This window comes from Arthrobacter sp. FW306-1B-F12A (assembly GCF_058781865.1).
Genome location: NZ_JBYSXD010000001.1, coordinates 47,507 through 71,487 on the forward strand (window position 1 = coordinate 47,507; position 23,981 = coordinate 71,487).

Below are 23,981 nucleotides of genomic sequence, written 5' to 3' on the forward strand. Positions count from 1 at the left end.
TCGGCAATCTCCGCGCAGCGCACCCGCCGAGCCGGCAATACCCGTACACATGCCCATCGCACTCCGGATCTCCTGGCCGGCCGGTCGGCGGATCGCTCATCCGCTGCGTCCGACCAACCCCCGCCGGGCCAACCAGCCTGTAGCCCTCCTGGTGCCCTGCTCCTGCCCTCCGCACGATCCGGCGGCCTCTAATGGAGTGGCTTTTCCTTCTCGCCGGCGTGCTCCTGATTCTGGGCACCGGCTTCTTCGTAGCCGTCGAGTTCTCACTCGTGGCACTCGACCAGTCAACGGTCCAAAGAGCGGTCGACGGCGGCGACCACGCCGCCGAGGCGTTGCTCAGATGCCTCAGATCCCTTTCTACCCAGCTCTCGAGCTGCCAATTGGGGATCACCCTCACCACCTTGCTGACCGGCTTCGTCATGGAGCCATCGGTCGGCTCCCTCTTGCACGGACCGCTTCTTTGGGCCGGGCTGCCTGAGGCTGCTGCCCAGTCCTTGTCGCTCATCCTGGCCATGGCCTTCGCTACCGGCTTGTCGATGCTGATCGGCGAACTCGTTCCCAAGAACATGGCCCTGGCCTTGGCATTTCCGCTCGGCCGGGCGCTGGCCCGCCCGCAACTGATGTTCACGGCCGTGTTCAAGCCCGCAATCATTGTGCTCAATGGCTTCTCGAACAAGGTGCTCAACCTTGTGGGACTCGAGGCCAAGGAGGAGATCTCTGGCGCGCGCTCGCCTTCTGAACTGGCCTCCCTGGTGCGCCGTTCGGCAGAGCTGGGAACCCTCGACGCCGGGACGGCCAACTTTGTTGCCCGGACCCTGAATTTCTCGGCGCGTACGGCGGCCGACGTCATGACCCCGCGCATCCGCATGGAAACCATCGACGCCGACCAGCCCGTGTCGGACATCATCGAAGCGGCCCGGCGGACCGGGTATTCGCGCTTCCCGGTCATCGGCGAATCGGCCGATGACATCCGGGGCGTGGTGCACATCAAGAAAGCCGTGTCAGTCCCGTCGGAACGCCGGAGCCGGCTGGAGGCCGGAGCCATCATGTCCGAAGTCCTGAGCGTTCCCGAGACCATCCATCTTGACGCCCTGCTTTTGGAACTCCGCGAGGGCAACCTGCAACTCGCCGTCGTGCTTGACGAGTACGGCGGAACTGCGGGGATCGCCACCCTTGAGGACCTGGTGGAGGAAATCGTCGGCGAGGTGGCGGATGAGCACGACAGGGTCCGGCCCGGATTGCTGCAGAGCGCCTCGGGGGATTGGTATTTTCCCGGACTATTGCGTCCGGACGAGGTCAGTGAACAGATCCCGGGCCTCACGGTTCCCGACCACCCCGCCTACGAAACCGTGGGTGGCTACGTCATGAGCCAACTTGGCCGGATCGCGATGGTCGGCGACGTCGTCGAGGCCGGCGGCGGCACGCTGGCCGTCACCCGGATGGACGGCCGCCGGATCGACCGCATATGTTTCCACCCCACGGCGCCCGACACTGGCGGTGACGCCGACGACGGTGACGGCACCGGCGAAATTGGCACAGCGGAAAGCGATTCGAACGGATGGCAAAGCAGGAAGCAGGCCAGCAAGCGGTTGAGCAAGGGGTCCGGCGGTTCTGCAGGCGATGCCGTAGGCAACCCCGTGGCCAAAACCAGCCGTAAAGGACGTGCCGCATGAGCGACTGGGCAGGAATACTGTGGCTCGTGGTGCTGTTGATCGGCAACGCCTTCTTTGTCGGCGCCGAGTTTGCCGTAATGTCTGCGCGCCGCAGCCAGATCGAGCCTTTGGCCCAACGCGGGTCAAAACGCGCGCAGACCACCCTCTATGCGATGGAACACGTCTCGCTGATGTTGGCGTGTGCCCAGCTTGGCATCACGGTGTGTTCTTTGCTGATTCTGCTCGTGGCCGAGCCTGCCATCCACCATTTGCTGGGGGCACCGCTGGAGTCCGTGGGCGTCCCGGTTGAATTGGCGGACGTCATCGCGTTTGCGGTTGCCTTGCTCGCGGTCACCTTCCTGCATGTCACCTTTGGCGAGATGGTCCCCAAGAACATCTCTGTTTCGGTCGCAGACAAGGCGGCTTTGCTTCTGGCGCCGCCGTTGGTCCACGTGGCCCGCTTCGTGAAGCCCGTCATCTGGACGCTGAACTGGCTGGCCAACCGCATCCTTCGCTTGATGAAGATCGAGCCCAAGGACGAGGTGACCTCCTCCTTTACCCTCGAGGAAGTGCAGTCCATCGTGCAGGAATCGACCCGTCACGGGCTGGTGGACGACGACGCCGGCCTGCTGAGCGGCGCTTTGGAGTTTTCCGAGCACACCGCTGCGCACATCATGGTGCCGCTGGACAAACTCGTCACGCTCAAGCCTGGCTCGACGCCGCGGCAACTCGAGAAAGCGGTCAGCCGCACCGGTTTCTCACGCTTCCCCGTGTTGGACGACGACGGTGAGCTGACCGGCTACCTTCACATCAAGGATGTGCTTTCCATTCCCGAGGAAGGGCGCCGCTATCCGATCGCGGAAAGCCGGATCCGGTCCCTCGTGAACCTCGCACCGGAGGACGAGATTGAAGATGCGATGGCCGTGATGCAGCGGACCGGCTCGCACCTGGGTCGCGTGGTGGGGACGGGCGGTGCGACTCTGGGGGTGTTGTTCCTGGAAGACGTCATCGAACAGCTTGTGGGCGAGATCCGCGACGCCACCCAGGCCAGGGGAATCCGACGGCTGGGCGGAACGGAATCAGCGTAACCTCCTGCTGGCCTCCAACGGGGCCGGCAGGAGCCGCCCAAAATTCTAAATAGGAATCATTCCCATTTGCGGGTACACTCATGGAGTCCCCTGTTGTGCTTGATTCGGTAGATCCGAGGTTTTCCGTGCGTCGTGCCGCCGCCCGCCTTTCCCTTGCCGCCCGCCTTTCGCTTGCCGCTTCCGCGGGCCTGGCAGTCCTGCTTTCCGCATGCGCGGCACCCGCCGCGACGGCGCCGTCGTCGTCCTCCGGGGTGATCGACGTGGTGGCCTCAACCAGCGTGTACGGCGACATCGCCAAGAGCGTCGGCGGTGACAAAGTGTCAGTCACCTCCATCATCAGCAAGACCAGCCAGGATCCGCACTCCTACGAGGCAAGCACCCAGGACAAGCTGGCCGTCTCCAAGGCCCAATTGGTGATCGACAACGGCGCGGGCTACGACGACTTCTTCAGCAAGCTGGCCGATGACAGCAAGGTCGCTGCGGACAAGACCCTTACCGCCGTCAACGTCTCCGGGCTCCTTCCCGCGGCCACGGCCGGCACATCTCCCTCAGCGGTGCCGGAAGGGTTCAACGAGCACGTCTGGTACAACTTCGACGCGATGGCGAAAGTGGCCGATGCTATCGCTGCGAAGCTCGGAAGCCTGAACCCCGCCGATGCCAAGACCTTTACCGCCAATGCCAACAAGTTCAAGTCCTCGCTGACCGGACTCAGCGCCAAAGTCGCAGCGATCAAGGCTTCCAAGGGTTCCGCTCCGGTAGCGGTTACAGAGCCCGTACCGGGGTATTTGCTTGAGGCTGCGGGCTTGGAGAACAAGACGCCCGAGGAATTCAGCCATGCCATTGAGGTCGGCTCGGACGTTCCGCCGGCAGCGGTCAAGGAAACGAGCGATCTGATTGCCTCGAAGTCGGTTCGCTTCCTCGCGTACAACGAGCAGACCGCCAGTGCTGAGACGGAAAAGCTGAAGGCCGCGGCAACTGCTGCCGGCGTCCCGGTGATCGCTTTTACCGAGACACTTCCCGAGGGCAAGGACTACGCTGCCTGGATGACGGACAATGTGGGCAACGTTGCTGCTGCCCTGAACAAGTAAAGGCCTATGCAGATACGAACAGACGGGCCCCGCAATCGTCCTAAGATATACAGGGCGGCTGCGGGGCCCTCCCTGTTCATCCAAGTGCAGGCCGGCAGCGACATCTCTTCGCGAACCCCATGGATCGAGGATTCTTTTTGACACCGGTAGTGAGCCTTCGCGGCGCGGGCCTCCAGTTTGGCCAACGGGCCCTCTGGAAGGACCTCGACGTGGACATCCAGGCGGGTGAGTTCTTCGCTGTGCTCGGCCCCAACGGCAGCGGCAAGACCAGCTTCCTCAAAGTCCTCCTCGGTTTGCAGCAGCTTCACTCGGGGACGGTGACCGTGGCCGGACAGGCCGTGGAACGTGGCAGCCGGAAAATCGGCTATATCCCGCAGCAGAAGTCCTTTGCTCCGGATACGCCCTTGCGCGCCAGGGACCTCGTGGCCCTCGGCGTCGACGGCCACCGTTGGGGCCTGCGGATCAAGGCCAAGGCCGTCAATGAGCGCGTCGACGCCCTCCTGGACTTGGTGGGGGCGAGTGACTACGCCCGCGTACCGCTTGGCCAATTGTCCGGTGGCGAGCAACAGAGGCTCCGGGTTGCACAAGCCCTTGCCGCGGAGCCTGAACTCCTGCTCTGCGACGAACCGCTGCTGTCTTTGGACCTGCACCACCAGCAGGCCGTAAGTGCCCTCATCAACCAGCAATGCCACGAGCGGAACAGCGCCGTGGTGTTCGTGACGCACGAGATCAACCCGGTCATCGACTACGTAGACCGCGTCCTCTACCTTGCCGGCGGCAGGTTCCGCGTGGGAACACCGGAAGAGGTCATGACCACCGAGGTCCTGTCCGAGCTGTACAACAGCCGCGTTGAGGTCATCCGCGCGAACGGCAGGATCGTCGTCGTCGGCCTTCCGGACGCGACGACGCACTACCACGATGACGCCCACGCCGGTGTGGAGGAAGGTCACTAAATGGATCTCGGAAGCATCCTGCACACCATCTTCAACTTTGAAAACTATGGCGAACTGCTGGCCCTCGTCCAGAATTCCATCTGGGCCGGTGCGGTCCTTGGCCTGCTCGGCGGGCTCATAGGCACTTTTGTCATGAAGCGGGACCTCGCCTTCGCGGTGCACGGCATTTCGGAGTTGTCCTTCGCCGGTGCCTCCTTTGCCCTGCTTATCGGGGTGGACATCATTTTCGGTTCGCTCGCGGGATCCGTTGCGGCTGCGCTGCTTCTGGGACTCATGGGCGTCCGGGCGCGGGACAAGAACTCGATCATTGGCGTCATCATGCCGTTCGGGCTAGGCCTGGGCATCTTGTTCCTGGCCCTCTACCAAGGCCGGGCGGCCAACAAGTTCGGGCTACTAACCGGCCAGATCGTCTCAGTCGACACTGTCCAGCTCCAGGTCCTGGCAGGCACGGCCGTGGTGGTCATGCTCGCTCTGGCCGCGATATGGCGCCCGCTCAGCTTCGCCAGTGTGGATCCCGAGATGGCGGAAGCCAGGGGAGTGCCTGTCCGCGGCCTGGCAATTGCCTTCATGGTGTTGCTCGGCGTCAGCGTTGCCTTGTCCATCCAGATAGTCGGCGCGCTTCTGGTGCTGGCCCTCCTGATCACGCCCGCGGCTGCTGCCCTGCGGGTCACCACGTCGCCGCGGCTCGTGGTCTTGTTGAGCGTGGTCTTTGCGATCACGGCCACTGTGGGCGGCATCCTCCTGGCGCTCGGCAGCAGGATTCCCATCAGCCCGTATGTCACCACGTTGTCGTTCCTGATCTATGTGGTGTGCCGGGTCATCGGCAACGTGCGCGTCAAACGGGGGATCAACGGCCGGATCGTCCGTCCCCACGCTGCCGTGGGCCAGGCAGTGGAAGACCAGGCGGTAGCCGGCTAGAGCAGGCCCGCGGCCTTCTTGGCAGTGCACTCGGGGCAGAGCCCGAAAATCTCCACCGTGTGCGCCACTTCGGTGTAGCCGTTCTCGGCAGCCACCCGGGCTGCCCACGTCTCCACCGCCGGAGCTTCCACTTCGACGGCCTTGCCGCAATTGCGGCACAGCAAATGGTGGTGGTGGCCTGTGACCGCGCAGCGGCGGTAGACGGCTTCGCCATCGGCATTTCTCAGGACATCGATCAGGCCGTCGTCGGCAAGTGACTGCAGGATGCGGTAGGCCGTGGCCAAGGACACCGAGACGCCTTGGTTCTGGAGGAGCCGGTACAGTTCCTGGGTGCTCACGAAATCGTCGAGTTCGTCCAGTGCGGCGCTGACGGCCAGGCGTTGCTTGGTGACGCGCTGCTCTTTGACGGCGGGATCCTTGGCGGCCGGAAGCGGCTCGGCTGAGGGCCCGGACGTGGCGGCATGGGCGCCCTGTGACATTCGTGGACTCATTTCGATGTGGATGTTCGCAAACACCAACGTTACCAGCCGGCCACGCTTGGACGCCGGTTCGTGGACACCATCGGAGGCCCGCCCCTAGGCTGGCTCCATGAAGCTCACCAAGTTCACCCACGCTTGTGTCCGCCTGCAAAAGGACAGCCAGGTCCTTGTGATCGACCCCGGGACTTTTTCCGAGTCCGAGGAAGCCCTTGCGGGCGCCCACGCGGTGCTGATCACCCATGAGCACGCCGACCACGTGGACGTGGACGCCGTCGTCGGAGCCCTCAAGGGAAACCCAGGGCTGCAGGTGCACGCACCCTCCGGTGTCGCGTCCCGACTTGCCGAGAAGGCGGGCGACGACGGCGAGCGTGTACACGCCGTCGAACCCGGCACCTCTTTTGAAGCCGGTGGTTTCGCGATCCGTTCCTTCGGAGGGCAGCATGCCCTCATCCACCCGCAGATTCCGGTGGTGGCCAACATCGGCTACCTCGTGGACGAAAATGTCTTCCACCCCGGGGACTCATTCGTCGTCCCCGATGGCATCGACGTGCAAACCCTGCTGGTGCCCATCCACGCGCCGTGGTCAAAGGTGGGGGAAGTGGTTGACTTCGTGATCGCGGTCCGCGCACCCCAGGCCTACCCGGTCCACGATGGCCTGCTCAACGAACTCGGACGCGGTTTGGTGGAAGGCCACGTAACCCGGATCGGTGCGAAGTACGGTACCCGCTATGCGAGGTTGTCGCCGCTCGAGTCGGTGGAGGTCTAGCTCAGTCTGCGCCGCTCACATACTGCGCGGCCACGTGCCCGTCTCGAAGAAGTCGGCCAGTACGGCCTCATACGGGGCGGGATCCAGGCCGCGCTCAGCGAGCCAGTCCGGGTTGTAGTAGCTGCCCGCGTAGCGATCACCGGCGTCGCACATGAGTGACACGATGCTGCCGCGCTTTCCCTGGGCCACCATCTCGGCAATCAGTTGGCAAACACCCCACAGGTTGGTTCCCGTGGAGGGCCCGGCGTGCAGCCCGGCCAGCCTGCGCAGGTGCCGCATGGCGGCCACAGAAGCGGCATCGGGGACCTGGATCATGGTGTCGATGACGGCCGGGACGAAGCTGGGTTCCATGCGCGGCCGTCCGATGCCTTCGATCCTGGATGGCATTCCCGTCGAGTAGTCCGAGACGCCGTCGCGCCAGCCGGGGTAGAACGCGGAATTTTCAGGATCGACCACGGCCAGCCGCGTTGAGTGGCAGTGGTACCGCAGGTACCGGCCGATCGTGGCGCTGGTGCCGCCGGTGCCGGCGCCCACCACGATCCACTCGGGCACCGGATGTTCTTCGAGGGCGAGTTGCTCGAAAATCGATTCCGCAATGTTGTTGTTGCCGCGCCAGTCGGTGGCGCGCTCAGCAAAGGTGAATTGGTCCATGTAGTAACCGCCGGACGTCCGGGCAACCTCCTCGGCCATTGCGTAGACCTCAGAGGCGTGATCCACAAGGAGGCAGGCGCCACCGAACTCTTCGATGAGGGCGATCTTTTCCGGGCTGGTGGTCCGGGTCATCACAGCGATGAACGGAAGCCCGATCAGCCTGGCGAAATATGCTTCGGACACCGCGGTACTCCCGCTGGAAGCCTCCACGATGGTGGTCCCTTCAGTGATCCATCCATTGACCAGGCCGTAGAGGAAGAGCGAGCGGGCCAAGCGATGCTTGAGGCTACCCGAACGGTGCGTGGACTCGTCCTTGAGGTAGAGCTGGACACCCCAGTGTTCGGGGAGCGGCACTGCGTAGAGGTGCGTGTCCGCCGAGCGGTTGTTCTCGGCTTCGATTCGTCGGATTGCCTCGCTGGCCCATGCCCGGTCCTGGTTGCGTAGAGTGCTCACCGATCCAGCCTACCGGCGGAGGCTGCCGCCCAAGGATAGGCTGGTAGCCGGTCGGCAGCTGCACGGCGGCAGCGTCGCAATCGTTTGGTAGACACAGCAAAACAAAGGAGATTTGATGGCCACGATCATTGACGCAGCCGCACTCAAGGACCGCATGGATGCGGGCAAGCGGACTGTGTTGCTCGACGTCCGGTGGGTGTTGGGCGATCCGCACGGCCATTCGCACTTCCGCCAAGCCCACATTCCTGGCGCGGTCTATGTGGACCTCCATCACGAACTCGCCGATCCCACGGCCGAGGGCCAGGGGAGGCATCCGTTGCCGTCCACCGCTGCTTTGCAGCGGAGCGCCCGTGCCTGGGGGATCAACGACGGCGATACCGTGGTTGCCTACGACGACAGCGGCAGCACGGCCGCGGCACGGTTGTGGTGGCTGCTGCGGGACGCCGGTTTCCATTCCGTCTTCCTGCTCGACGGTGGACTGGGTGCCTGGCGCGCCGCAGGCCACCCGCTGGCGCAGGACGAGCAACCGCCGGTTCCGGGCGACGTCGTGCTTGGACACGGCCACATGGATGCCATCAGCATGGAGGACGCGGCTGACTGGCACAGCCGTGGAATCCTTCTCGATGCCCGGGCGGGGGAGCGCTACCGGGGCGAAATCGAACCCATTGATCCCCGCGCGGGACACATTCCCGGCGCGCTGAGCGCCCCCACCAGCGGAAACCTCGGACCGGACGGCACGTTCCTCCGCGCAGCGCAGCTCCGCAATAGATTTGCTGCCCTGGGCATCGACGAAGGCAGCAAGGTAGCGGTTTACTGCGGCTCCGGGGTGACGGCAGCCCACGAAATCGCCGCCCTCGAAATCGCCGGATTCAGGGCAGCCCTCTTCCCGGGCTCCTTTTCGCAATGGTCCTCGCTCGACGCCAACCCGGTTGTCACCGGTGCAGCGCCGCTAGGCACTCCGGGCCCATGAGTCATGGGTCCGGTGACGCCGGAGGGGTACGGCAGCGCGGAGTGGCAGAAAAACCGCCCGCAGGGGTAGCGTCGAGGCATGACTCCCGGACGCCCCGTTCCTCCGCCCCTTGGCAAGCCTCTCGTCGTGAGTGACGAGACCGCGGAGGCCAGCCCCGCTCCACCCGTGGCCGCGAAAGGCATGCCGACCCTGGCGGCCGCATACGGCGCCACTTCCGCGGAAAGCGGTCTTGTCCCGCTGACAGTGGCCCGCCGCGTTCCCAAGGAAGACGACGTCGAGATCGAGATCGACTTCTGCGGTCTTTGCCACTCCGATGTCCACGCGACGCGGGGCGAATGGGGTGCCCAGAGCTATCCGCTCGTCCCAGGCCACGAAATCGTGGGCCGGGTCCGTCGGGTGGGCTCCGCCGTCGACGACTTCGTGCCCGGAGACCTGGTGGGCGTCGGTTGCTTGGTGGACTCCTGCCGCGAGTGCGATAGCTGCCTCGAAGGCTTGGAGCAGTATTGCGAACGCGGAAACGTCGGCACCTATGGGGTGAAGGATTCCCGGAACGGCGGCGCCATCACCCAAGGCGGTTACTCCACTTCCGTGGTGGTTGACCGCCGCTTCGTGTTGCGCGTTCCCGAGGGCCTTGACCCGGCCGCGGCGGCGCCCTTGCTGTGCGCGGGCATCACCACCTACTCGCCGCTTCGCTACTTCGACGTCGAGGAGGGGGACGTTGTGGGCGTCGTCGGCCTCGGCGGACTGGGACACATGGCGGTCAAGATCGCGAAAGCCATGGGGGCGCACGTGGTGGTCTTCACCACCTCGGATGCCAAGGTCGAGGCGGCAATAGAGCTCGGTGCGGACGACGTGATCCTCTCGAAGGACTCCGAAGCCATGGAAGGCGCCGACCGCACTATCGACGTCATTATCGACACCGTCGCGGCGCCCCATGACCTGAACCCGTACTTCCGGACCTTGCGGCTGAACGGCGCCCTCTTCCAGTTGGGGCTGCCTCCCACCGACATGCCTCCGGTCAGTCCTGGCGCGCTGATCCGGCGGCGGCTCTCCTATGCAGGCTCGTTGATCGGCGGCATTGCCGAGACCCAGGAAATGCTGGATTTCTGCGCTGAGCACGGCGTCGTCAGCGAAGTCGAAGTGGTCACCGCCCGGCAACTCAATGAAGCCTACGACCGCATGGTTGCCGGCGACGTCAAATACCGTTTCGTCCTCGATACCAAGACCCTTCAGCCCCCTTCGGAAAAGGCAGACGTATGAGCACCCTCTTCACCAAGATCATCAACGGCGAGATTCCCGGACGTTTTGTCTGGAAGGACGACGACGTGGTGGCTTTCCTGACCATCGCCCCGCTGACCGATGGCCACACCCTCGTGGTGCCGCGCGAAGAGGTGGACCGCTGGACCGACGTCCCTCCCGAGCTCCTCAACAAAGTCATGTCGGTCGCGCAGACAATCGGCAAGGCACAAGTGGAGGCGTTCGGCGCACCACGGGCGGGACTGTCCGTGGTGGGCTTCGAAGTGGAGCACTTCCACGTGCACGTCTTCCCGGCAACGTCCCTGGCCGATTTCGACTTCGGAACCGTGGAGCACAACCCGGACCCTGCCCGGCTCGACGCGAATGCGGCAAAACTCCGCGCCGGGCTCGTCGCCGCCGGACATGGCGAGTACGTTCCCGCAGATTGAGTTGGGGCGACGCTCGCTCACCTTTGGTGGTGTCTTCCCAAACGCTCGCTCACCTTTGGCAAGGAAATGCCTGTATATGTGAGCGGGCGTCCTGGGATTTGGCCATATAGGTGAGCGGGCGTCTTGGGATTTGGCCGTATAGGTGAGCGGGCGTCCTGGGATTTGGCCATATAGGTGAGCGGGCGTTGGTACCGCCCCGGCTACGCGGGGGCCAGCGCCTGGTTGAGAACCGCGCGGATGCGCTTTTCCGAGACTGAGTAGGCCGTGCCGAGTTCGACGGCGAAGAGGCTCACGCGCAGCTCCTCGATCATCCAGCGCACCCGTGTTAATTCAGCTCCTGCCCGTCGGCCCGGCAGCAGCGCGGAGACAGCGTCGTCGTAGTCGTCCTCCAACGCCTGAACCACCGACATGTTCAGCCCGTCACGCTGGACATTGTTCGGGAGCTTTTCGAGGCGCTTCTCGATTGCGGCCAAATACCGCGGCAGCTGGCTCAGTTGGGCGTAGCCCGTCCGTGCCACAAAACCGGGGAACACGAGTTGCTCCAGTTGGCTCTTCATGTCGTTGAGCGCGCTGATCAAGGCGAGGCTCGTGCTGCCCTTGAGTTGCTTCTCGATCCGCCGTGTGCTGCCCAAGATGCGTTCGACGACGGCGGTCACCGTGAAGACGGTGTCGATCAGTTCCGCACGGACCAGCTCGTACAGGGCGTCGAATGCCTCCTTGTCCCACGGAAGTTCGGCCGGAGTCAGCTTGTCGATGGCCGCGAGGACGCAGTCGGCAATCAAGGCACTTACCGAACCATGGGGATTCTGGCTGAACGTCAACTTCTCCGTGTTGTTCAAGTGTTCCAGGACGTAGCGGTCCGGGGCGGGAACCCGCAGCGCGAGCAGCCGGATAACGCCGCCGCGCATTGCCGGCTCCTGCTCCGCCCGGGTCTGGAACACCCGCAACGCAACGGATGTGCCCTCATCCACGAGAGCGGGAAAACCCGTGACATCGTGCCCCTTCACTGTGCGCGTCACTTGGCGTTCGATAGCTCCGAAAGTCCACGCGGTGAGCCCGGTTTGCTCTGAGAGGAAACCGGCGGCCTGCGGGGTCGAGCCGCCGCTGCCGTTTCCACTGGGGGATCCGGCACCGCCGGCATGTGCAGCGCCCTTCGGACCGTTGGTGCGCGCCGTCGTCGCGGGTGTTGCGCCGAGGGATTCGGCGATGGCACGGCGGGTAGCCGGAGCCAGCTGCTCCTGGAGAGCGGCCAGGTCCTTGCCTTCGTCGAGCACCTTGCCGCGGCTGTCCACTACCTTGAAGCTGACGCGCAGGTGCGCCGGAACGGCGTCCCAATTCCACGATCCCGGAGGAACGATGTGTCCCCGGATACGGCGCAGCACCAGCTCAAGTGAGGCCTCAAGATCGTCCGAGGCAGGATCGAAGTCGGTTTCCAAAGCAGCAGCCGCTTGCCGGGCAACATCCGGGGCAGGCACGAAGTTCTTGCGGATGTGTTTGGGCAGCGACTTGATCAAGGCGGTGACGAGCTCCACCCGCTGGCCCGGTATCTGCCAGCGGAAAGGGGCGTCGTCGAGCTGATTAAGGAACAGCACGGGGACCTCGGCTGTGACACCATCCGACGGATTGGGCGGCGAGCCGGGAGCCACTGGATGGAACTCGTAGCTCAGGGGCAGCTCAAAGCCCTTATGCAGCCAGGTTTTCGGGTAGGCGGAATCATCCAGGGCTTCCGCGTCCTCGCTGATGAGCAGCGATTGGTCGAAGTCCAGCAACGTGGGGTCCTGCTGGCGGGCTTCCTTCCACCATTTGTCGAAGTGGCGTTCAGAGACCACGTCCTTGCCGATTCTGGCGTCGTAGAACTCGAAGAGCGTGTGGTCGTCCACGAGGATGTCCCGGCGGCGCATCCGCGTCTCGAGCTCCTCGATTTCGTGGAGCAAGGCGCGGTTGCGGTGGAAGAACTTGTGGTGGGTTTTCCAGTCGCCTTCGACGAGGGCATGCCGGATGAAGAGTTCGCGGCAGAGCTCGGGGTCGATCCTGCCGTAGTTGATGCGGCGGTTCGGGATGATGGGAACTCCGTAGAGCATCACCTTCTCGTGGGCCATAACCGAGCCCGTCCGGGTGGACCAGTGGGGTTCGCTGTAGGAGCGCTTTACGAGATCCGGTGCAACCTGCTCCGCCCACAAGGGATCGAACTTCGCCGCGACCCGGGCCCAGAGCCGGCTTGTTTCAACCAATTCCGCGGCCATAACGAAGGCGGGCGACTTCTTGAACAATGCCGAGCCCGGGAAGATGGCGAAACGGCTGCCGCGTGCTCCGGCGTATTCGCGCTTGCGTTCATCCAGCATGCCGATGTGGCTCAGCAGTCCGGAGAGCAAGCTGATGTGGATTCCCTCGTTGTTGCCTACGGGGTCGGCCTCGCGCTTGTTGTCGATGGTGATGCCCAGCGGCTTGGCGAGCTGGCGCAATTGCTGGAAGAGGTCCTGCCATTCGCGGACGCGCAGGTAGTTGATGAACTCGTTCCTGCACAGCCGGCGGAACTGCGTGGAGGAGAGCTCCTGCTGCTTTTCCTGGATGTAGTTCCACAGGTTCAGGAATCCGGTGAAGTCCGAGTTCTCATCCCTGAAGCGTGCGTGCTTCTCGGCGGCAAGCTGCTGCTTGTCCGTCGGACGCTCGCGCGGATCCTGGATCGTCAAGGCCGCCGCCAGGATCATGACTTCCTTGACGCAGCCGCGCTTTCCGGCCTCGACAATCATCCTGCCGAGCCGGGGGTCCACCGGGAGCTGGGCCAACTTCTGCCCGACGGCGGTCAGGCCGCCGCGGTTGTCGGTGCCGCCCCCGCGCGCGCTGCGGCCGTCGACGGGTGGGGGAGCGCCGCCGTCGCCCGTGCGGGCCGCGCTCAAGGCGCCGAGTTCGCGCAACAGCGTGACGCCGTCGTTGATGGCCCGGGAGTCCGGCGGCTCAACGAAGGGGAAGTTCTCCACGTCCTTGGGGCCGCGGGCAACGCCCATGGCAGTCATCTGCAGGATGACCGCGGCAAGGTTGGTCCTCAGGATCTCCGGATCAGTGAACGGGGGGCGTGACTCGAAGTCCTCCTCGGAATAGAGCCGGATGGCGATACCCTCGGACACGCGCCCGCAACGGCCGGAACGCTGGCTTGCCGATGCCTGCGACACGCGTTCAATCGGCAGCCGTTGCACCTTGGTGCGGTGCGAGTAGCGCGAGATGCGGGCCGTGCCGGTGTCGACGACGTATTTGATGCCGGGAACGGTCAAGGACGTTTCCGCGACGTTGGTAGCGAGGATGATCCGCCGCTTGCCGCCCGGGTTGAAGACCCTGTGCTGCTCCTGCAGGCTCAAGCGGGCGAACAACGGCAGCACCTCGGTGCCCGCCAGCCTGCGGTTGGCCTGGATCCGGCCGTTCAACGCCTCGGCGGCGTCGCGGATCTCGCGCTCGCCGGAGAAGAACACCAGGATGTCTCCGGGAGCCTCAAGCGCGAGCTCGTCGACGGCGTCGCACACGGCATCGAGTGGGTCGCGGTCTTCCTCGAGCTCGTCGTCGGACGCGTCCTCATCCTCGCCGGATGCACCGCCGGCCGGTTGGGACAGCGGCCGGTAGCGGATTTCCACCGGGTAGGTCCGGCCCGAGACCTCGATGATCGGCGCGGGTTCTTCCTCGCTGCCGAAATGCTTCGCGAAACGCTCGGGGTCGATGGTCGCCGAGGTGATGATGACCTTCAGGTCCGGCCTTTGCGGCAGGATCCGCTTGAGGTAGCCCAGGATGAAGTCGATGTTGAGGCTGCGCTCGTGTGCCTCGTCGATGATGATGGCGCTGTACTTACGTAGCAGCTTGTCCCGCTGGATCTCAGCCAGCAGGATGCCGTCGGTCATTAGCTTGATTTTGGTGGCCTTGCTGACTTCGCCGGTGAAACGGACCTGGAAGCCCACTTCCTGCCCGATCTCGACGCCCATCTCGAAGGCGATGCGTTCTGCGACGGTGCGCGCGGCAAGGCGGCGCGGCTGGGTGTGGCCGATCAGGCCCTTGTCGCCGAGGCCGAGTTCCAGGCACATTTTGGGGATCTGCGTGGTCTTGCCGGAACCGGTCTCGCCGGCGATGATGGTCACCTGGTTTGCGGCGATGGCCGCCATCAAGTCCTCGCGGCGCTCGGAGACGGGCAGCTCTGCGGGGTAGGAAATATGAAGTGTCATGGCTGCTGACAGTCTACTGTGGCGGCGCCTCGGCACGCAGTGCGCGCTTTCCCGCGGCCTTTTCCAATCGCCCGGCCATGGTGCGGGCGTACTCCTTGAATTCTTCAGGAGAGATGATCTCAAAGTCCATGTCCAGCGCCGCGAGGTGCGCCGCGGGCTGGGCCAAGCTGTCCCAGCCGGCGCGGAGCAGGGTTGCGCTCCCGCCGTCGTCGCTCAGGCTAGCGAGCTGCGGGCCGACGACGGCGGCCACGTCGCCGATGGGGGCGTGGAGGCGCACGACGACGTCGTAACGGTAAGGCGAGCGGGTCACGGAGCGCTGGACGTAGTCCGCGAGGTCCTCGGCAGGCAGGGGGCGCGGCACATACTTTTTCCGTTCGGCCGGAAGCGTGGCGATGCGATCGGCACGGAACGTGCGCCAGTCTTCCCGGTCCACATCCCATGCGACCAGGTACCAGCGCCGCCCGGTGTCGACGAGCCGGTATGGCTCCACCAAACGCCGGCCAGCGTCACCGTCTGCCTTGACATAGTCGAAACTGAGTTGTCGCTTGTCCGCGATCGCCGCGGAGACCACAGTGAGCTGCTGGGGGTCAACCGACGCCGCGTTGCTGGGCAGTGTGGTGACCGCGGCCTTGAGCATCGCGAACTTCGGGCGGAGACGTGAGGGAAGCACCTGCTCGAGCTTGGCAAGGGCGCGGACCGATGCTTCGCCGATACCGGCCACGGGACCCGCCGCCACCGAGTTCAGTCCCAAGGCGACGGCGAGAGCTTCATTGTCGTCAAGGAGCAACGGCGGGAGCTGGGCCCCGGCGCCCAGTTGGTAGCCGCCGGCTATCCCAGGCGAGGCGTGGATGGGATAGCCGAGGTTCCGGAGCTTGTCGATATCGCGGCGGACGGTGCGCTCCGTGACACCCATCCGCTTGGCCAATGCCGGGCCGGTCCATTCACGCCGGACCTGCAGCAAGGACAGCAATTGCAGGAGCCTTGCGGACGTTTGGATCATGGCACTGAATCTAGCCCACCATGCGGACAAAAGTCGTCCGTGTTGAGGGGCAGGCTGTCCTTAGAACGCGCGCAGTGTCCAGCACGAGTTGTCAGGCAGGTCCCTCGCCGTCCAGGGCTCGGAACGGTCGGGAAGGCGGCCGCGGCCGTCCCGAAGGACCGCTGAGATGGAAGCGGCGGCAGTGATGATGAGGATGATGAAGAGCAAGACTCCGATGAATTCCATGACTCCATCGTGTTCCTCACGCACCCCAAGAAACAGTGGCAGAAATGACCCATTTAGGCAATTTTCTGCCACACTGGATCTATGTTGAAAACGGTGGCAATCATTGTTGTTCCCAACTTCTCGATCTTCGAATTCGGGACCGCCTGCGAGGTCTTTGGCATTGACCGAGCGGACCGGGGGAGTGGCGTTCCCGGCTTTGACTTCAGGGTCTGCACCCCCGTACCGGGAGACGTGAAGATGAAGTCCGGCCTGTCGATGCATGTCGGACTGGGCCTGGAAGCTACGGCCGATGCCGACCTGGTCATCATGGCCCCGTATGGACGGGACGAGGACGTCCCGGAGCCTGTATTGGATGCGCTACGGGCGGCCCACACGCGCGGGGCTTGGGTCATGTCGATCTGCTCCGGGGCGTACGCGCTTGCCCGTGCGGGCCTCCTTGACGGGCGCCGCTGCACCACGCACTGGCACTATTCACAGGACCTCGCCAGCAGGTACCCGCAGATTCATGTGGACGAAAATGTGCTTTACGTCCAGGACGGAACGATCATCACAAGTGCCGGCACGGCCGCCGGCATTGACGCCTGCCTCCATCTTGTCCGCGTCGAGCTTGGCGCAAACGTTGCTGCTGCCATCGCCCGCGACATGGTGGTTCCGCCGCACCGCGACGGCGGCCAGGCCCAGTTCATCGACCGGCCCATGCCCACGTGCGGCTCTGCGCCCATGGAGGCATTGCTGCGCTGGATGGTGGAAAACCTCGAGCATGACCACAGCGTCAACGAACTGGCTTCCCGGCTGCACATGTCCGCCCGGACCTTCGCCCGCCGGTTCCGGGCCGAAACAGGTGCCACACCGGCGGCGTGGCTCAATTCGCAACGGGTGCTCCGGGCACAGGAGCTCCTGGAAAGCACGGAGTTGAACATCGACGAAATTGCGCGCGAAGCAGGATTCGGACATTCCGTGCTGCTGCGGCACCACTTCGCCAAGGTCCTGGCCACGAGCCCGCAGTCTTACCGGAGGGCTTTCCGCGGCCAGTTGGCGGAAGTTGGCTAGCGGCGGAGGGTCTCGTGGCCTTCTACCTTGGCGTTCTCCACAAGGGTGTGCCATGGCCCGGTGACCTCGGTCTCCGGGAGCGTGGCACGGTGTTGTCCGGCGCGGATTGAATACATGAACCGGTCGGCTTGCCCGGCAGCTTTCCCGGGTGCCCGCGCGGCCGCCTGTGCGCTGGCGCGACCGCGGGTCGGCACTTGGTCCCAAGGGCAGGCCTCCACGATCGGCATCCAGCGCTGCTTATCTTCGGAGGTGGCGGCATCCACGGTCCAGACGCGTGTGATCGCGGCGACGCCACCGCTGCGCTGGACGGTGATTTTCATGTTCTGCGGCTTCCACTGCTCCGGAGGGTGCTGCTAGAGCTTTACCTTCACAGTTTCCCACGCCGTACGGACTGCGTCATGCTCGTGTGAGCCGGCGCCGAAGAGCTCCTCCGCCGAGGCCACTGTGGCCTTGGCGAAGCGTCCGAAGGTGCACGTGGCAGGCAATGAGCCGCTGGTCAGCGTGTTGTACCAGATCTGGCCCGGCGCCTCCCACGCCTTGCCACCCAGCTCCAGGGCAAGAAGGGAGAACGCCCGGTTGGGGATGCCTGAATTAATGTGGACACCGCCGTTGTCCGCGGTGGTGCGGACGTACTTGTCCATGGAGTCCGGCTGCGGATCCTTGCCCAGAACGTCGTCGTCATACGCGGTGCCGGGTGCCCTCATGGAACGGAGCGCGGTGCCTTGGACGGCGTCGGTGAACAAGCCCTCGCCGATCAGCCAACTGGCCTCCGCAGCCGATTGCTTTTTGGCGTATTGCTCCACCAGGGCCCCGAAAACATCCGACATGGACTCGTTGAGGGCTCCGGCCTGGTTCCGGTAGGCGAGGGCTGCCGTGTATTGGGTGACGCCGTGGGCAAGCTCGTGCCCTATGACGCTGAGCGACTTCGTGAACCTCTGGAAGATCTCGCCGTCGCCGTCACCGAAGACCATTTGGCTGCCGTTCCAGAAAGCATTGTCATACAGCTCGCCATAGTGGACAGTGGCATCAAGTTTCAGCCCGGCGCCGTCGATCGAATTACGGCTGAACGCACCTGCATACAGCGCGTGGGTTTCGCCCAGTCCGTCGTAGGCTTCATCGGCGGCGGGGTCGCCCGTTGCCGGACCTTTTTCCTTGCGGACGAGCTTGCCGGGCAGGGCTTCGGTGGAGCCAGCGTCGTAGATGGTCCGCTTGGGCGGGCCGGGCTTCGCCTGCCGTGCCGTCGGCACGGGGGCCGGCACGGGAAGCGCGCGGACCGCCTGGAGGTTCTTGATGTGGAGCAGGGATTCTTTGGCCGCCCGTGCGATCACCCGCAGGCGGGGCTCGTGCTGTGCCGCCAGCCTTCGCAGCATGTAGGGAGGAATGATGGAACAGATCACGGCGAACCCTTTCGTACCTGTTGGACGGGTACGAACAGCTTAGGAGTGGCTACTGACTTTTTAGCCGGGCCGGTGCGGCATGTCCGGGATCACGACGACTCGGAGGCCTCCTGCAAGCACGCCGGCAACAGTTCCTCCTCATATTCGGGGCCCTTCAGGATCCGTTGCAGCTTGCCGAGGTCCACGATGCCATTGCCCCAGGCCAGTTCGATTTCGTAGAGGGCTTGCTTGTTGCGGCGGGCGGCTTCACATTCAGGCATCGGTGTCCTCGGGTTGTGGGCAAAGGATGGTTGCGAGATGTGCTGCCGGGAGCCGCGACAGCTTCTTGGCGAGAACCGGGGCAATGGACTCGAGCTCGGGGAACGCTGCTGCGGGCTCCTGTTGAGGTGTCGGCCCTGGTCTTTTTGTTGTCTGCACAAGAACGTTGTGCTGGCAGGCGGCCAATCGTGACGCAGTTTTCCACTTTTTGTTGCCCGACTGGCAAGCGGCGAGGCTCCTCGGCAAGCGGTGAGGCAAAGAAAAACCCCGCCGGTTCCTTGAACTGGCGGGGTTTTCTGTTGTGCCCTCGATAGGATTCGAACCTACGGCCTTCTGCTCCGGAGGCAGACGCTCTATCCCCTGAGCTACGAGGGCATCCGGGGCTCCCGTCCGTTGCCGGAGGGACGTCCACGAGCTTAGCAGGTCACCGCGCCCCAATGGAAAACGGGCGGGGGCGAGCCGTCAGTAGCCCGCGAAAGCGTCCACATGGATGCGTCGGGCTCCGGCATGGCGGGCGGCGGAGCGAAGGGTGTCCACGTTTGCCGGGGACCCGGAGACGTATACGTCCCGCTCGGCCACATCGGGGATGAGCTCCCGCAGGGAGTCGCCGTCGATGCGGCTCCGCCCGGCGTCGTGCATGAACGACGGCGGCGGGGAACCGTCCGAAAGGCGGGCGATGACCCGCGCGCCCGAGGCCTCCAGGACATCGCTTCCGGCGAGTTCTGCGGCGCTGGGGGCGAGATACAGCACGACGATGTCCCGTCGCGCGGAGCTGCCGGACGCCAGCTGGGAAAGGAAAGGCGCAATCCCGATTCCCGCCGCGATGAGCAGCACGGGTTTGCCGGCGTCGGGCGGCAGGACAAAGTCGCCGCCCACCGCGGTTCCGCTGACGCACTCTCCAGGCTCAAGCGCGAGCAACGCACGCTTGGCGGCGGAGACTGGTTCCGCCGTGCCGACGCCGAATGTCATCTCGGGCGAGTCGGGCGAGCTGGTGATGCTGAAGACCCGTCGCCGCCCTTTACCGTCCGAGCGCGAGTGCGGAAGGTTGAGTTCCATGAACTGCCCCGGGAGGAAACGGACGGGCCGTCGTGGCTCAAAGCGGAACTCGGTGGTGAAGGGCGTCAGGGGGCGCGAACCCTTGAACGTCAGCATGATCCCGCCCCGCTGCCCCACGAGGAACGCGAGGAGGTTTCCGATCAGCAGAGCGAGTTCCGGCGAATTGGCCACGCCCGCCACGTTGTACGGCACAGCAAAAAACAAGGCCACGACGGCGGCCAGTACCATTTGCTGCCATCGGCGGGGAGGCAGGGTGAGGGGCTCGGTGAGCATGAAACCGACGAAAAAGAGCAGTGGCTGCTGCGCGATCGGTTGCCACAAAGCGGGTCCGAAGGACATGCCGCCGCGCAGGAGCACGGCGCACACCACCGACAGCGCCACGACGAAGAAAGTGCAGGCCATGAGCACCTTCAGCGTCCGGTACAGCACCAACAGCACGCCGGGAACCAGGAGCCACAACATGGCCGGGGTTGCCGCCCACCACGTGGCGATGTTCAAACCGGTGAGCCCGGCGATGAAGGCGCCCGCCGCTGCGGGATTGAATATATGCCGGCCTCGGAACGCCAGGACGTATTTGGATGCCGAGGCCAAAACGCATGCCACGGCGACTCCGGCCAGGTCGAGGACCTGGACCGAAGGAATCAGCTCGGTGGGCCAGAACAGGAAGTACAACAAGAGGCCCGTGATGAGCGAGGACTCCGAGTGCGGCTGGACCTTGAAGAGCATGGCCATGAGCCGGTTGGATGCATACGTCAGGCCCAGGCACAGCACAAGATGGACAACCATTTCAGGCAGCCCGAAGCTCAACCAGCCCAGGGCGTTCAACACCATGCTGTACGCCGCGAGAACGGCAAGGACCCAAAGAATCAGCCGGTACATCGTGAAATGGCCGAGCCAGGCATCCACTCGCGCTTTGATGGCAATCATGAGAACAGTGTCCCTTCGAAGCCGGCCGAATAGGCGGCGTGTCCGTCTGAATAGACCATGAGCCAGGAAAACTCGAATTCTCGCTCAAGTACTTTCGGATCCACCATGAAGAGCGCCGTGGCCAGCGCATCGGCTTCCATTGCGGTGGTAGCCATGGTCCACGTGGCCACCACCGTCTCCACCGGGCGCCCGGTGGCGCCGTCGAGGACATGGTGCAGCCCGTCGCCCCACGCGCGGCGGTTGGCGGCTGAAGCGCACAGCGCCCCGTCATGGAGTTCGACGACGCCGATCGCCTGGGTGGGGTCGTAGGGGTGTTCGAGGCCCACGCCCAACGGCTCCGCCCCGGAATGAAGCATGTCGCCGCTGGCATCGACCAGGAACTCCGTGGTTCCCGCTCCACGCAGGACCGAGGCCAGAAGGTCCACCAATTGGCCCTTCCCGGCAGCACCGATGTCCAAAACCACAGGGACGGAAGCGGAAATCTCCGTGCCGTTCCATACGAGGGCGTCTTCCCAGCGCGGTGCCGGCACCGGATGGCCGAGGGGCCGCAAGGCATAGTCCGCCCCGTAGCCCAGGTGCTCGAGGCTGCCGCCGATGAGCGGCGTCATGGTGCCGTCGCTGAGGCGGTACAGCTTTTTGAAAAGCCGTTCCAGCTCGCCTGCCCCGGCAGGGAGGGTCACGGTGCCGGGTTCACGGGCGAGCGGCGCAACCAGGGAGTCGTCCCGGAAGCGCGAGTAGCTTCTGTCGTAGTCCTCCACGATGCCGAGCAAGCCGGCGCGCACCTCCTCGGCGAGTTGCTCCGGCGTCGAGATTTCCCACGTGGTTCCGATCCCGTCGAAGCCGAACACGCTCCAGCCCGTGTGCGCCATGCGCCTATTTGGCCTCGGACTTGATGGTTTCCACGGCCTTGTTGAATCCTTGGCTGGTCAGGGAGGAGCCGGCGACTTTTGAGACGTTGATCTCATCCAGTTTCTTGCCGACCACCTGCGCCGCGATGCCGTTCTTGAACTGCCCCTGGAATTCCTTGGTGTTCGGGTTGTTGGCATGGACTGTGATGTCCACCGCGGAAATGGTGCCACCGGCCAATGTCAGCTTGACCCCCACGGTTTCACCGCCGTTGGGTGAAATGTAGTCACCGTCCGCACTATAGGTACCGTCCTTGTAGGGGCCGGAAATCGTGGAGGTCTTTTGCGGGGTGCTGCCTTGTGCCGAGGGGGCGCAAGCTGCCACCGAACTGGCCAAAGAGAGGCCGGCGGCGCCCACCAGGAGGCCCTTGCGGAGTGGCGTAGTCATGGTTCTGCTCGTTTCAACTGGACTCGAAAAGTGGTCAATGCGCGTTCCTTCGGGCCGTGGGCCGATCACACCACTGACGGTGATTTCAGCCTATCGGTTCAGTCTGGGAGCTTTACTGGCCGAAGCTGGGCGCCGGCTGGGTGCGCGCTGGTGCCCGCGTGTGCGCATTGCTAAGCATTAGAATTCCACCACTTGCAAGCCCCACCGGTAGGCTAGACGGGTGACTCCCGAAGAACTCTCAGCCGCCATATCCGCCTGCCTGAAAGACGCTGTCGCCGCCGGCGAGCTTGCGCTTTCCGAATCTGCCCTCCCTGAGGACGTGCGCGTGGAGCGACCCAAGAACCGGGAGCACGGCGACTGGGCCACGAACATTGCCTTGCAGCTTGCCAAGCATGCCGGGACCAACCCGCGTGAATTCGCCACAATCCTGGGCAAGCGGCTGGAAGCGATCGACGGCGTCACCGCCGTGGACATCGCGGGCCCGGGCTTCCTGAACATCACCGTGGACGCGGCGGCCGCCGGTGCGCTGGCCAAGGCCATCGTCGAGGCGGGAAGCTCCTACGGAACCAACCAGGCGCTCGCAGGCCATGTGGTCAACATGGAATTCGTCTCGGCCAACCCCACGGGACCGCTGCACATCGGCCACACGCGTTGGGCGGCCCTGGGAGATTCGATTGCCCGCGTCCTCCGCGCCTCCGGTGCGGACGTCACCGCGGAGTACTACATCAACGACGCGGGCTCGCAGATGAACGTTTTCGCGAACTCGGTGCTGTCCCGCCTGCACGGACGCGGCGTTCCGGAGGGCGGCTACCCCGGTGAGTACATCCGGGAACTCGGCGACGAGGTGCTCAAGGCCCATCCGGCAATCCGCGAGCTGACCGACGAGGCCGCACTGCCGGTGATCCGTTCCGCGGCCTACCAGGCCCAGATGAAGGACATCAAGGACACCCTGGCCGGGTTCGGCGTGGCTTTCGATGTCTTCTTCTCCGAGCAGGAACTGCACGACGGCGGTGCGATCGAGTCCGCCGTCGCCCGCCTCCGCGAGCAGGGCCACGTGTTCGACGACGGCGGGGCGGTCTGGCTGCGCACCACGGACTTCGGCGATGACAAAGACCGCGTGATGATCCGGGCCAACGGCGAACCCACGTATTTCGCCGCCGACGCCGCGTACTACCTGTCGAAGAAGGACCGCGGCTTCACGGAGAAGATCTACCTGCTCGGCGCCGACCACCACGGCTACATCAACCGGCTCAAGGCCATCGCAGCCTGTGCGGGCGACGACCCCGAGGTCAACATCGAAGTCCTGATCGGACAGTTGGTCTCGGTCAACGGCGCCAAGCTGTCCAAGCGTGCCGGCAACATCATCGAGCTCAAGGACTTGATCGAATGGCTCGGGAAGGACGCCGTGCGTTACTCGCTGGCCCGCTTCCCCGCCGATTCTCCGCTGACGCTGGATCCGGAACTGCTGAAGAAGAACAGCAACGAAAACCCGGTGTTCTACGTGCAGTACGCGCATGCCCGCTCCCGCGGCACGGCACGCAACGCGATCGAGGCTGGCGTCGACCACAGCGCCTTCGACGCGTCCTTGTTGGACCACGCCACCGAGAACGAGCTGCTGTCCTACCTCGGCAGCTACCCGTCCATCGTTGCCAAGGCCGCCGAGCTCCGCGAACCGCATCGTGTGGCCCGCCACCTCGAGGTCATCGCCGGTGCCTACCACCGCTGGTACGACGCTTGCCGCGTCTCACCGCTCGGCGACGAGCCGGTCCAGGACGTCAACCGCACACGGCTGTGGCTCAACGACGCCACGAGCCAGGTACTTGCCAACGGACTCGAACTCCTCGGCGTTTCAGCTCCGGAACGGATGTGA

The 23,981-nt window shown here is 64.6% G+C and carries 22 protein-coding genes and 1 tRNA gene; 11 read left to right on the plus strand and 12 right to left on the minus strand.

The features are described from left to right. The first annotated feature begins 191 nt into the window (after positions 1 to 191). From AC3WJU_RS00250 to AC3WJU_RS00270, 5 genes are all read left to right on the plus strand, one after another. Positions 192 to 1,673, plus strand: coding sequence for a hemolysin family protein (locus tag AC3WJU_RS00250; RefSeq protein WP_492258875.1), 1,482 nt, complete (start codon positions 192 to 194; stop codon positions 1,671 to 1,673). Next, on the plus strand, positions 1,670 to 2,740 hold the full coding sequence (locus AC3WJU_RS00255) for a hemolysin family protein (protein WP_059387599.1): 1,071 nt from the start codon (positions 1,670 to 1,672) through the stop codon (positions 2,738 to 2,740). The genes AC3WJU_RS00250 and AC3WJU_RS00255 overlap by 4 nt, the downstream gene beginning before the upstream one ends. A 95-nt stretch (positions 2,741 to 2,835) precedes the next feature. Continuing rightward, positions 2,836 to 3,828 (plus strand): metal ABC transporter solute-binding protein, Zn/Mn family, encoded by a 993-nt coding sequence (locus tag AC3WJU_RS00260; RefSeq protein WP_492258876.1) that lies wholly within the window; start codon positions 2,836 to 2,838, stop codon positions 3,826 to 3,828. A 119-nt stretch (positions 3,829 to 3,947) separates the two neighbouring features. Next, positions 3,948 to 4,781 carry a metal ABC transporter ATP-binding protein gene (locus AC3WJU_RS00265; protein ID WP_370872698.1) on the plus strand — a complete coding sequence of 278 codons (834 nt, stop codon included), beginning with the start codon at positions 3,948 to 3,950 and terminating at the stop codon, positions 4,779 to 4,781. Further along, positions 4,782 to 5,699, plus strand: a complete 918-nt coding sequence (locus AC3WJU_RS00270; RefSeq protein ID WP_492258877.1) for a metal ABC transporter permease — start codon at positions 4,782 to 4,784, stop codon at positions 5,697 to 5,699. Here AC3WJU_RS00270 and AC3WJU_RS00275 read toward each other — a convergent pair. Continuing rightward, positions 5,696 to 6,178 (minus strand): Fur family transcriptional regulator, encoded by a 483-nt coding sequence (locus AC3WJU_RS00275; protein ID WP_492258878.1) that lies wholly within the window; start codon positions 6,176 to 6,178, stop codon positions 5,696 to 5,698. The two genes, AC3WJU_RS00270 and AC3WJU_RS00275, sit on opposite strands and share 4 nt — an antisense overlap. A gap of 109 nt (positions 6,179 to 6,287) precedes the next feature. Between AC3WJU_RS00275 and AC3WJU_RS00280 the strand changes: the two genes are divergently transcribed. Next, positions 6,288 to 6,944: an MBL fold metallo-hydrolase gene (locus AC3WJU_RS00280; RefSeq protein WP_284988431.1), complete on the plus strand. Its 657-nt coding sequence runs from the start codon at positions 6,288 to 6,290 to the stop codon at positions 6,942 to 6,944. Positions 6,945 to 6,959: 15 nt separating this feature from the next. Here AC3WJU_RS00280 and cds1 read toward each other — a convergent pair whose 3' ends face one another. Beyond that, a complete protein-coding gene (cds1, locus tag AC3WJU_RS00285; protein WP_492258879.1) occupies positions 6,960 to 8,048 on the minus strand; it encodes an L-cysteine desulfhydrase Cds1 in 1,089 nt (362 codons plus the stop codon). Between the two features lie 115 nt (positions 8,049 to 8,163). Between cds1 and AC3WJU_RS00290 the strand changes: the two genes are divergently transcribed. From AC3WJU_RS00290 to AC3WJU_RS00300, 3 genes are all read left to right on the plus strand, one after another. Beyond that, positions 8,164 to 9,018, plus strand: coding sequence for a sulfurtransferase (locus AC3WJU_RS00290; RefSeq protein ID WP_306960954.1), 855 nt, complete (start codon positions 8,164 to 8,166; stop codon positions 9,016 to 9,018). Positions 9,019 to 9,096: 78 nt separating this feature from the next. Beyond that, positions 9,097 to 10,278: an NAD(P)-dependent alcohol dehydrogenase gene (locus AC3WJU_RS00295; RefSeq protein WP_492258880.1), complete on the plus strand. Its 1,182-nt coding sequence runs from the start codon at positions 9,097 to 9,099 to the stop codon at positions 10,276 to 10,278. Then, positions 10,275 to 10,703, plus strand: a complete 429-nt coding sequence (locus AC3WJU_RS00300) for an HIT family protein (RefSeq protein WP_306960950.1) — start codon at positions 10,275 to 10,277, stop codon at positions 10,701 to 10,703. The genes AC3WJU_RS00295 and AC3WJU_RS00300 overlap by 4 nt, the downstream gene beginning before the upstream one ends. A 200-nt stretch (positions 10,704 to 10,903) precedes the next feature. On the opposite strand, the gene hrpA is transcribed toward AC3WJU_RS00300, so the two are convergent. The 3 genes from hrpA to AC3WJU_RS00315 are packed head-to-tail and all read right to left on the minus strand — an operon-like array spanning position 10,904 to position 16,130. After that, positions 10,904 to 14,905 carry an ATP-dependent RNA helicase HrpA gene (gene hrpA, locus AC3WJU_RS00305; protein ID WP_307053597.1) on the minus strand — a complete coding sequence of 1,334 codons (4,002 nt, stop codon included), beginning with the start codon at positions 14,903 to 14,905 and terminating at the stop codon, positions 10,904 to 10,906. A 13-nt stretch (positions 14,906 to 14,918) separates the two neighbouring features. Further along, a complete protein-coding gene (locus tag AC3WJU_RS00310; protein ID WP_306960946.1) occupies positions 14,919 to 15,905 on the minus strand; it encodes a helix-turn-helix transcriptional regulator in 987 nt (328 codons plus the stop codon). Positions 15,906 to 15,965: 60 nt separating this feature from the next. Then, entirely contained in the window at positions 15,966 to 16,130 is a 165-nt protein-coding gene (locus AC3WJU_RS00315; RefSeq protein ID WP_172465477.1) for a hypothetical protein, read from the minus strand. Positions 16,131 to 16,211: 81 nt separating this feature from the next. Here AC3WJU_RS00315 and AC3WJU_RS00320 point away from each other — a divergent pair, with 81 nt between their 5' ends. Beyond that, positions 16,212 to 17,180, plus strand: a complete 969-nt coding sequence (locus tag AC3WJU_RS00320; RefSeq protein WP_306960943.1) for a GlxA family transcriptional regulator — start codon at positions 16,212 to 16,214, stop codon at positions 17,178 to 17,180. Here AC3WJU_RS00320 and AC3WJU_RS00325 read toward each other — a convergent pair. The 7 genes from AC3WJU_RS00325 to AC3WJU_RS00355 form a co-directional block, all read right to left on the minus strand. Beyond that, complete coding sequence (locus AC3WJU_RS00325; protein WP_332601903.1) at positions 17,177 to 17,500, minus strand: protealysin inhibitor emfourin; 324 nt, start codon at positions 17,498 to 17,500, stop codon at positions 17,177 to 17,179. The two genes, AC3WJU_RS00320 and AC3WJU_RS00325, sit on opposite strands and share 4 nt — an antisense overlap. A gap of 33 nt (positions 17,501 to 17,533) precedes the next feature. After that, positions 17,534 to 18,550, minus strand: coding sequence for a M4 family metallopeptidase (locus AC3WJU_RS00330; RefSeq protein ID WP_492258881.1), 1,017 nt, complete (start codon positions 18,548 to 18,550; stop codon positions 17,534 to 17,536). 116 nt (positions 18,551 to 18,666) lie between these two features. Continuing rightward, positions 18,667 to 18,837 (minus strand): hypothetical protein, encoded by a 171-nt coding sequence (locus tag AC3WJU_RS00335; RefSeq protein ID WP_492258882.1) that lies wholly within the window; start codon positions 18,835 to 18,837, stop codon positions 18,667 to 18,669. A gap of 300 nt (positions 18,838 to 19,137) precedes the next feature. Continuing rightward, positions 19,138 to 19,210 (minus strand) — tRNA-Arg (locus tag AC3WJU_RS00340). 87 nt (positions 19,211 to 19,297) lie between these two features. Further along, positions 19,298 to 20,818 carry an FAD-dependent oxidoreductase gene (locus tag AC3WJU_RS00345; RefSeq protein WP_492258883.1) on the minus strand — a complete coding sequence of 507 codons (1,521 nt, stop codon included), beginning with the start codon at positions 20,816 to 20,818 and terminating at the stop codon, positions 19,298 to 19,300. Further along, on the minus strand, positions 20,815 to 21,687 hold the full coding sequence (locus AC3WJU_RS00350; RefSeq protein ID WP_492258884.1) for an FAD:protein FMN transferase: 873 nt from the start codon (positions 21,685 to 21,687) through the stop codon (positions 20,815 to 20,817). The genes AC3WJU_RS00345 and AC3WJU_RS00350 overlap by 4 nt, the downstream gene beginning before the upstream one ends. Before the next feature lie 4 nt (positions 21,688 to 21,691). Beyond that, the gene (locus AC3WJU_RS00355; protein ID WP_059387607.1) at positions 21,692 to 22,111 is read right to left on the minus strand and encodes an FMN-binding protein; all 420 of its coding nucleotides are present in this window, start codon (positions 22,109 to 22,111) and stop codon (positions 21,692 to 21,694) included. A 220-nt stretch (positions 22,112 to 22,331) separates the two neighbouring features. Here AC3WJU_RS00355 and argS point away from each other — a divergent pair, with 220 nt between their 5' ends. Then, complete coding sequence (argS, locus tag AC3WJU_RS00360) at positions 22,332 to 23,981, plus strand: arginine--tRNA ligase (protein WP_332601898.1); 1,650 nt, start codon at positions 22,332 to 22,334, stop codon at positions 23,979 to 23,981.

Excerpts from the sequence above, each read along its gene's own strand:
- AC3WJU_RS00250 (WP_492258875.1), top strand. The coding sequence starts at position 192 with ATGGAGTGGCTTTTCCTTCTCGCCGGCGTGCTCCTGATTCTGGGCACC.
- AC3WJU_RS00255 (WP_059387599.1), top strand. The coding sequence starts at position 1,670 with ATGAGCGACTGGGCAGGAATACTGTGGCTCGTGGTGCTGTTGATCGGC.
- AC3WJU_RS00265 (WP_370872698.1), top strand. The coding sequence starts at position 3,948 with ATGGATCGAGGATTCTTTTTGACACCGGTAGTGAGCCTTCGCGGCGCG.
- AC3WJU_RS00270 (WP_492258877.1), top strand. The coding sequence starts at position 4,782 with ATGGATCTCGGAAGCATCCTGCACACCATCTTCAACTTTGAAAACTAT.
- AC3WJU_RS00275 (WP_492258878.1), bottom strand. The coding sequence starts at position 6,178 with ATGTCACAGGGCGCCCATGCCGCCACGTCCGGGCCCTCAGCCGAGCCG.
- AC3WJU_RS00280 (WP_284988431.1), top strand. The coding sequence starts at position 6,288 with ATGAAGCTCACCAAGTTCACCCACGCTTGTGTCCGCCTGCAAAAGGAC.
- AC3WJU_RS00290 (WP_306960954.1), top strand. The coding sequence starts at position 8,164 with ATGGCCACGATCATTGACGCAGCCGCACTCAAGGACCGCATGGATGCG.
- AC3WJU_RS00295 (WP_492258880.1), top strand. The coding sequence starts at position 9,097 with ATGACTCCCGGACGCCCCGTTCCTCCGCCCCTTGGCAAGCCTCTCGTC.
- AC3WJU_RS00300 (WP_306960950.1), top strand. The coding sequence starts at position 10,275 with ATGAGCACCCTCTTCACCAAGATCATCAACGGCGAGATTCCCGGACGT.
- hrpA (WP_307053597.1), bottom strand. The coding sequence starts at position 14,905 with ATGACACTTCATATTTCCTACCCCGCAGAGCTGCCCGTCTCCGAGCGC.
- AC3WJU_RS00310 (WP_306960946.1), bottom strand. The coding sequence starts at position 15,905 with ATGATCCAAACGTCCGCAAGGCTCCTGCAATTGCTGTCCTTGCTGCAG.
- AC3WJU_RS00315 (WP_172465477.1), bottom strand. The coding sequence starts at position 16,130 with ATGGAATTCATCGGAGTCTTGCTCTTCATCATCCTCATCATCACTGCC.
- AC3WJU_RS00320 (WP_306960943.1), top strand. The coding sequence starts at position 16,212 with ATGTTGAAAACGGTGGCAATCATTGTTGTTCCCAACTTCTCGATCTTC.
- AC3WJU_RS00325 (WP_332601903.1), bottom strand. The coding sequence starts at position 17,500 with ATGAAAATCACCGTCCAGCGCAGCGGTGGCGTCGCCGCGATCACACGC.
- AC3WJU_RS00330 (WP_492258881.1), bottom strand. The coding sequence starts at position 18,550 with ATGCTGCGAAGGCTGGCGGCACAGCACGAGCCCCGCCTGCGGGTGATC.
- AC3WJU_RS00335 (WP_492258882.1), bottom strand. The coding sequence starts at position 18,837 with ATGCCTGAATGTGAAGCCGCCCGCCGCAACAAGCAAGCCCTCTACGAA.
- AC3WJU_RS00345 (WP_492258883.1), bottom strand. The coding sequence starts at position 20,818 with ATGATTGCCATCAAAGCGCGAGTGGATGCCTGGCTCGGCCATTTCACG.
- AC3WJU_RS00350 (WP_492258884.1), bottom strand. The coding sequence starts at position 21,687 with ATGGCGCACACGGGCTGGAGCGTGTTCGGCTTCGACGGGATCGGAACC.
- AC3WJU_RS00355 (WP_059387607.1), bottom strand. The coding sequence starts at position 22,111 with ATGACTACGCCACTCCGCAAGGGCCTCCTGGTGGGCGCCGCCGGCCTC.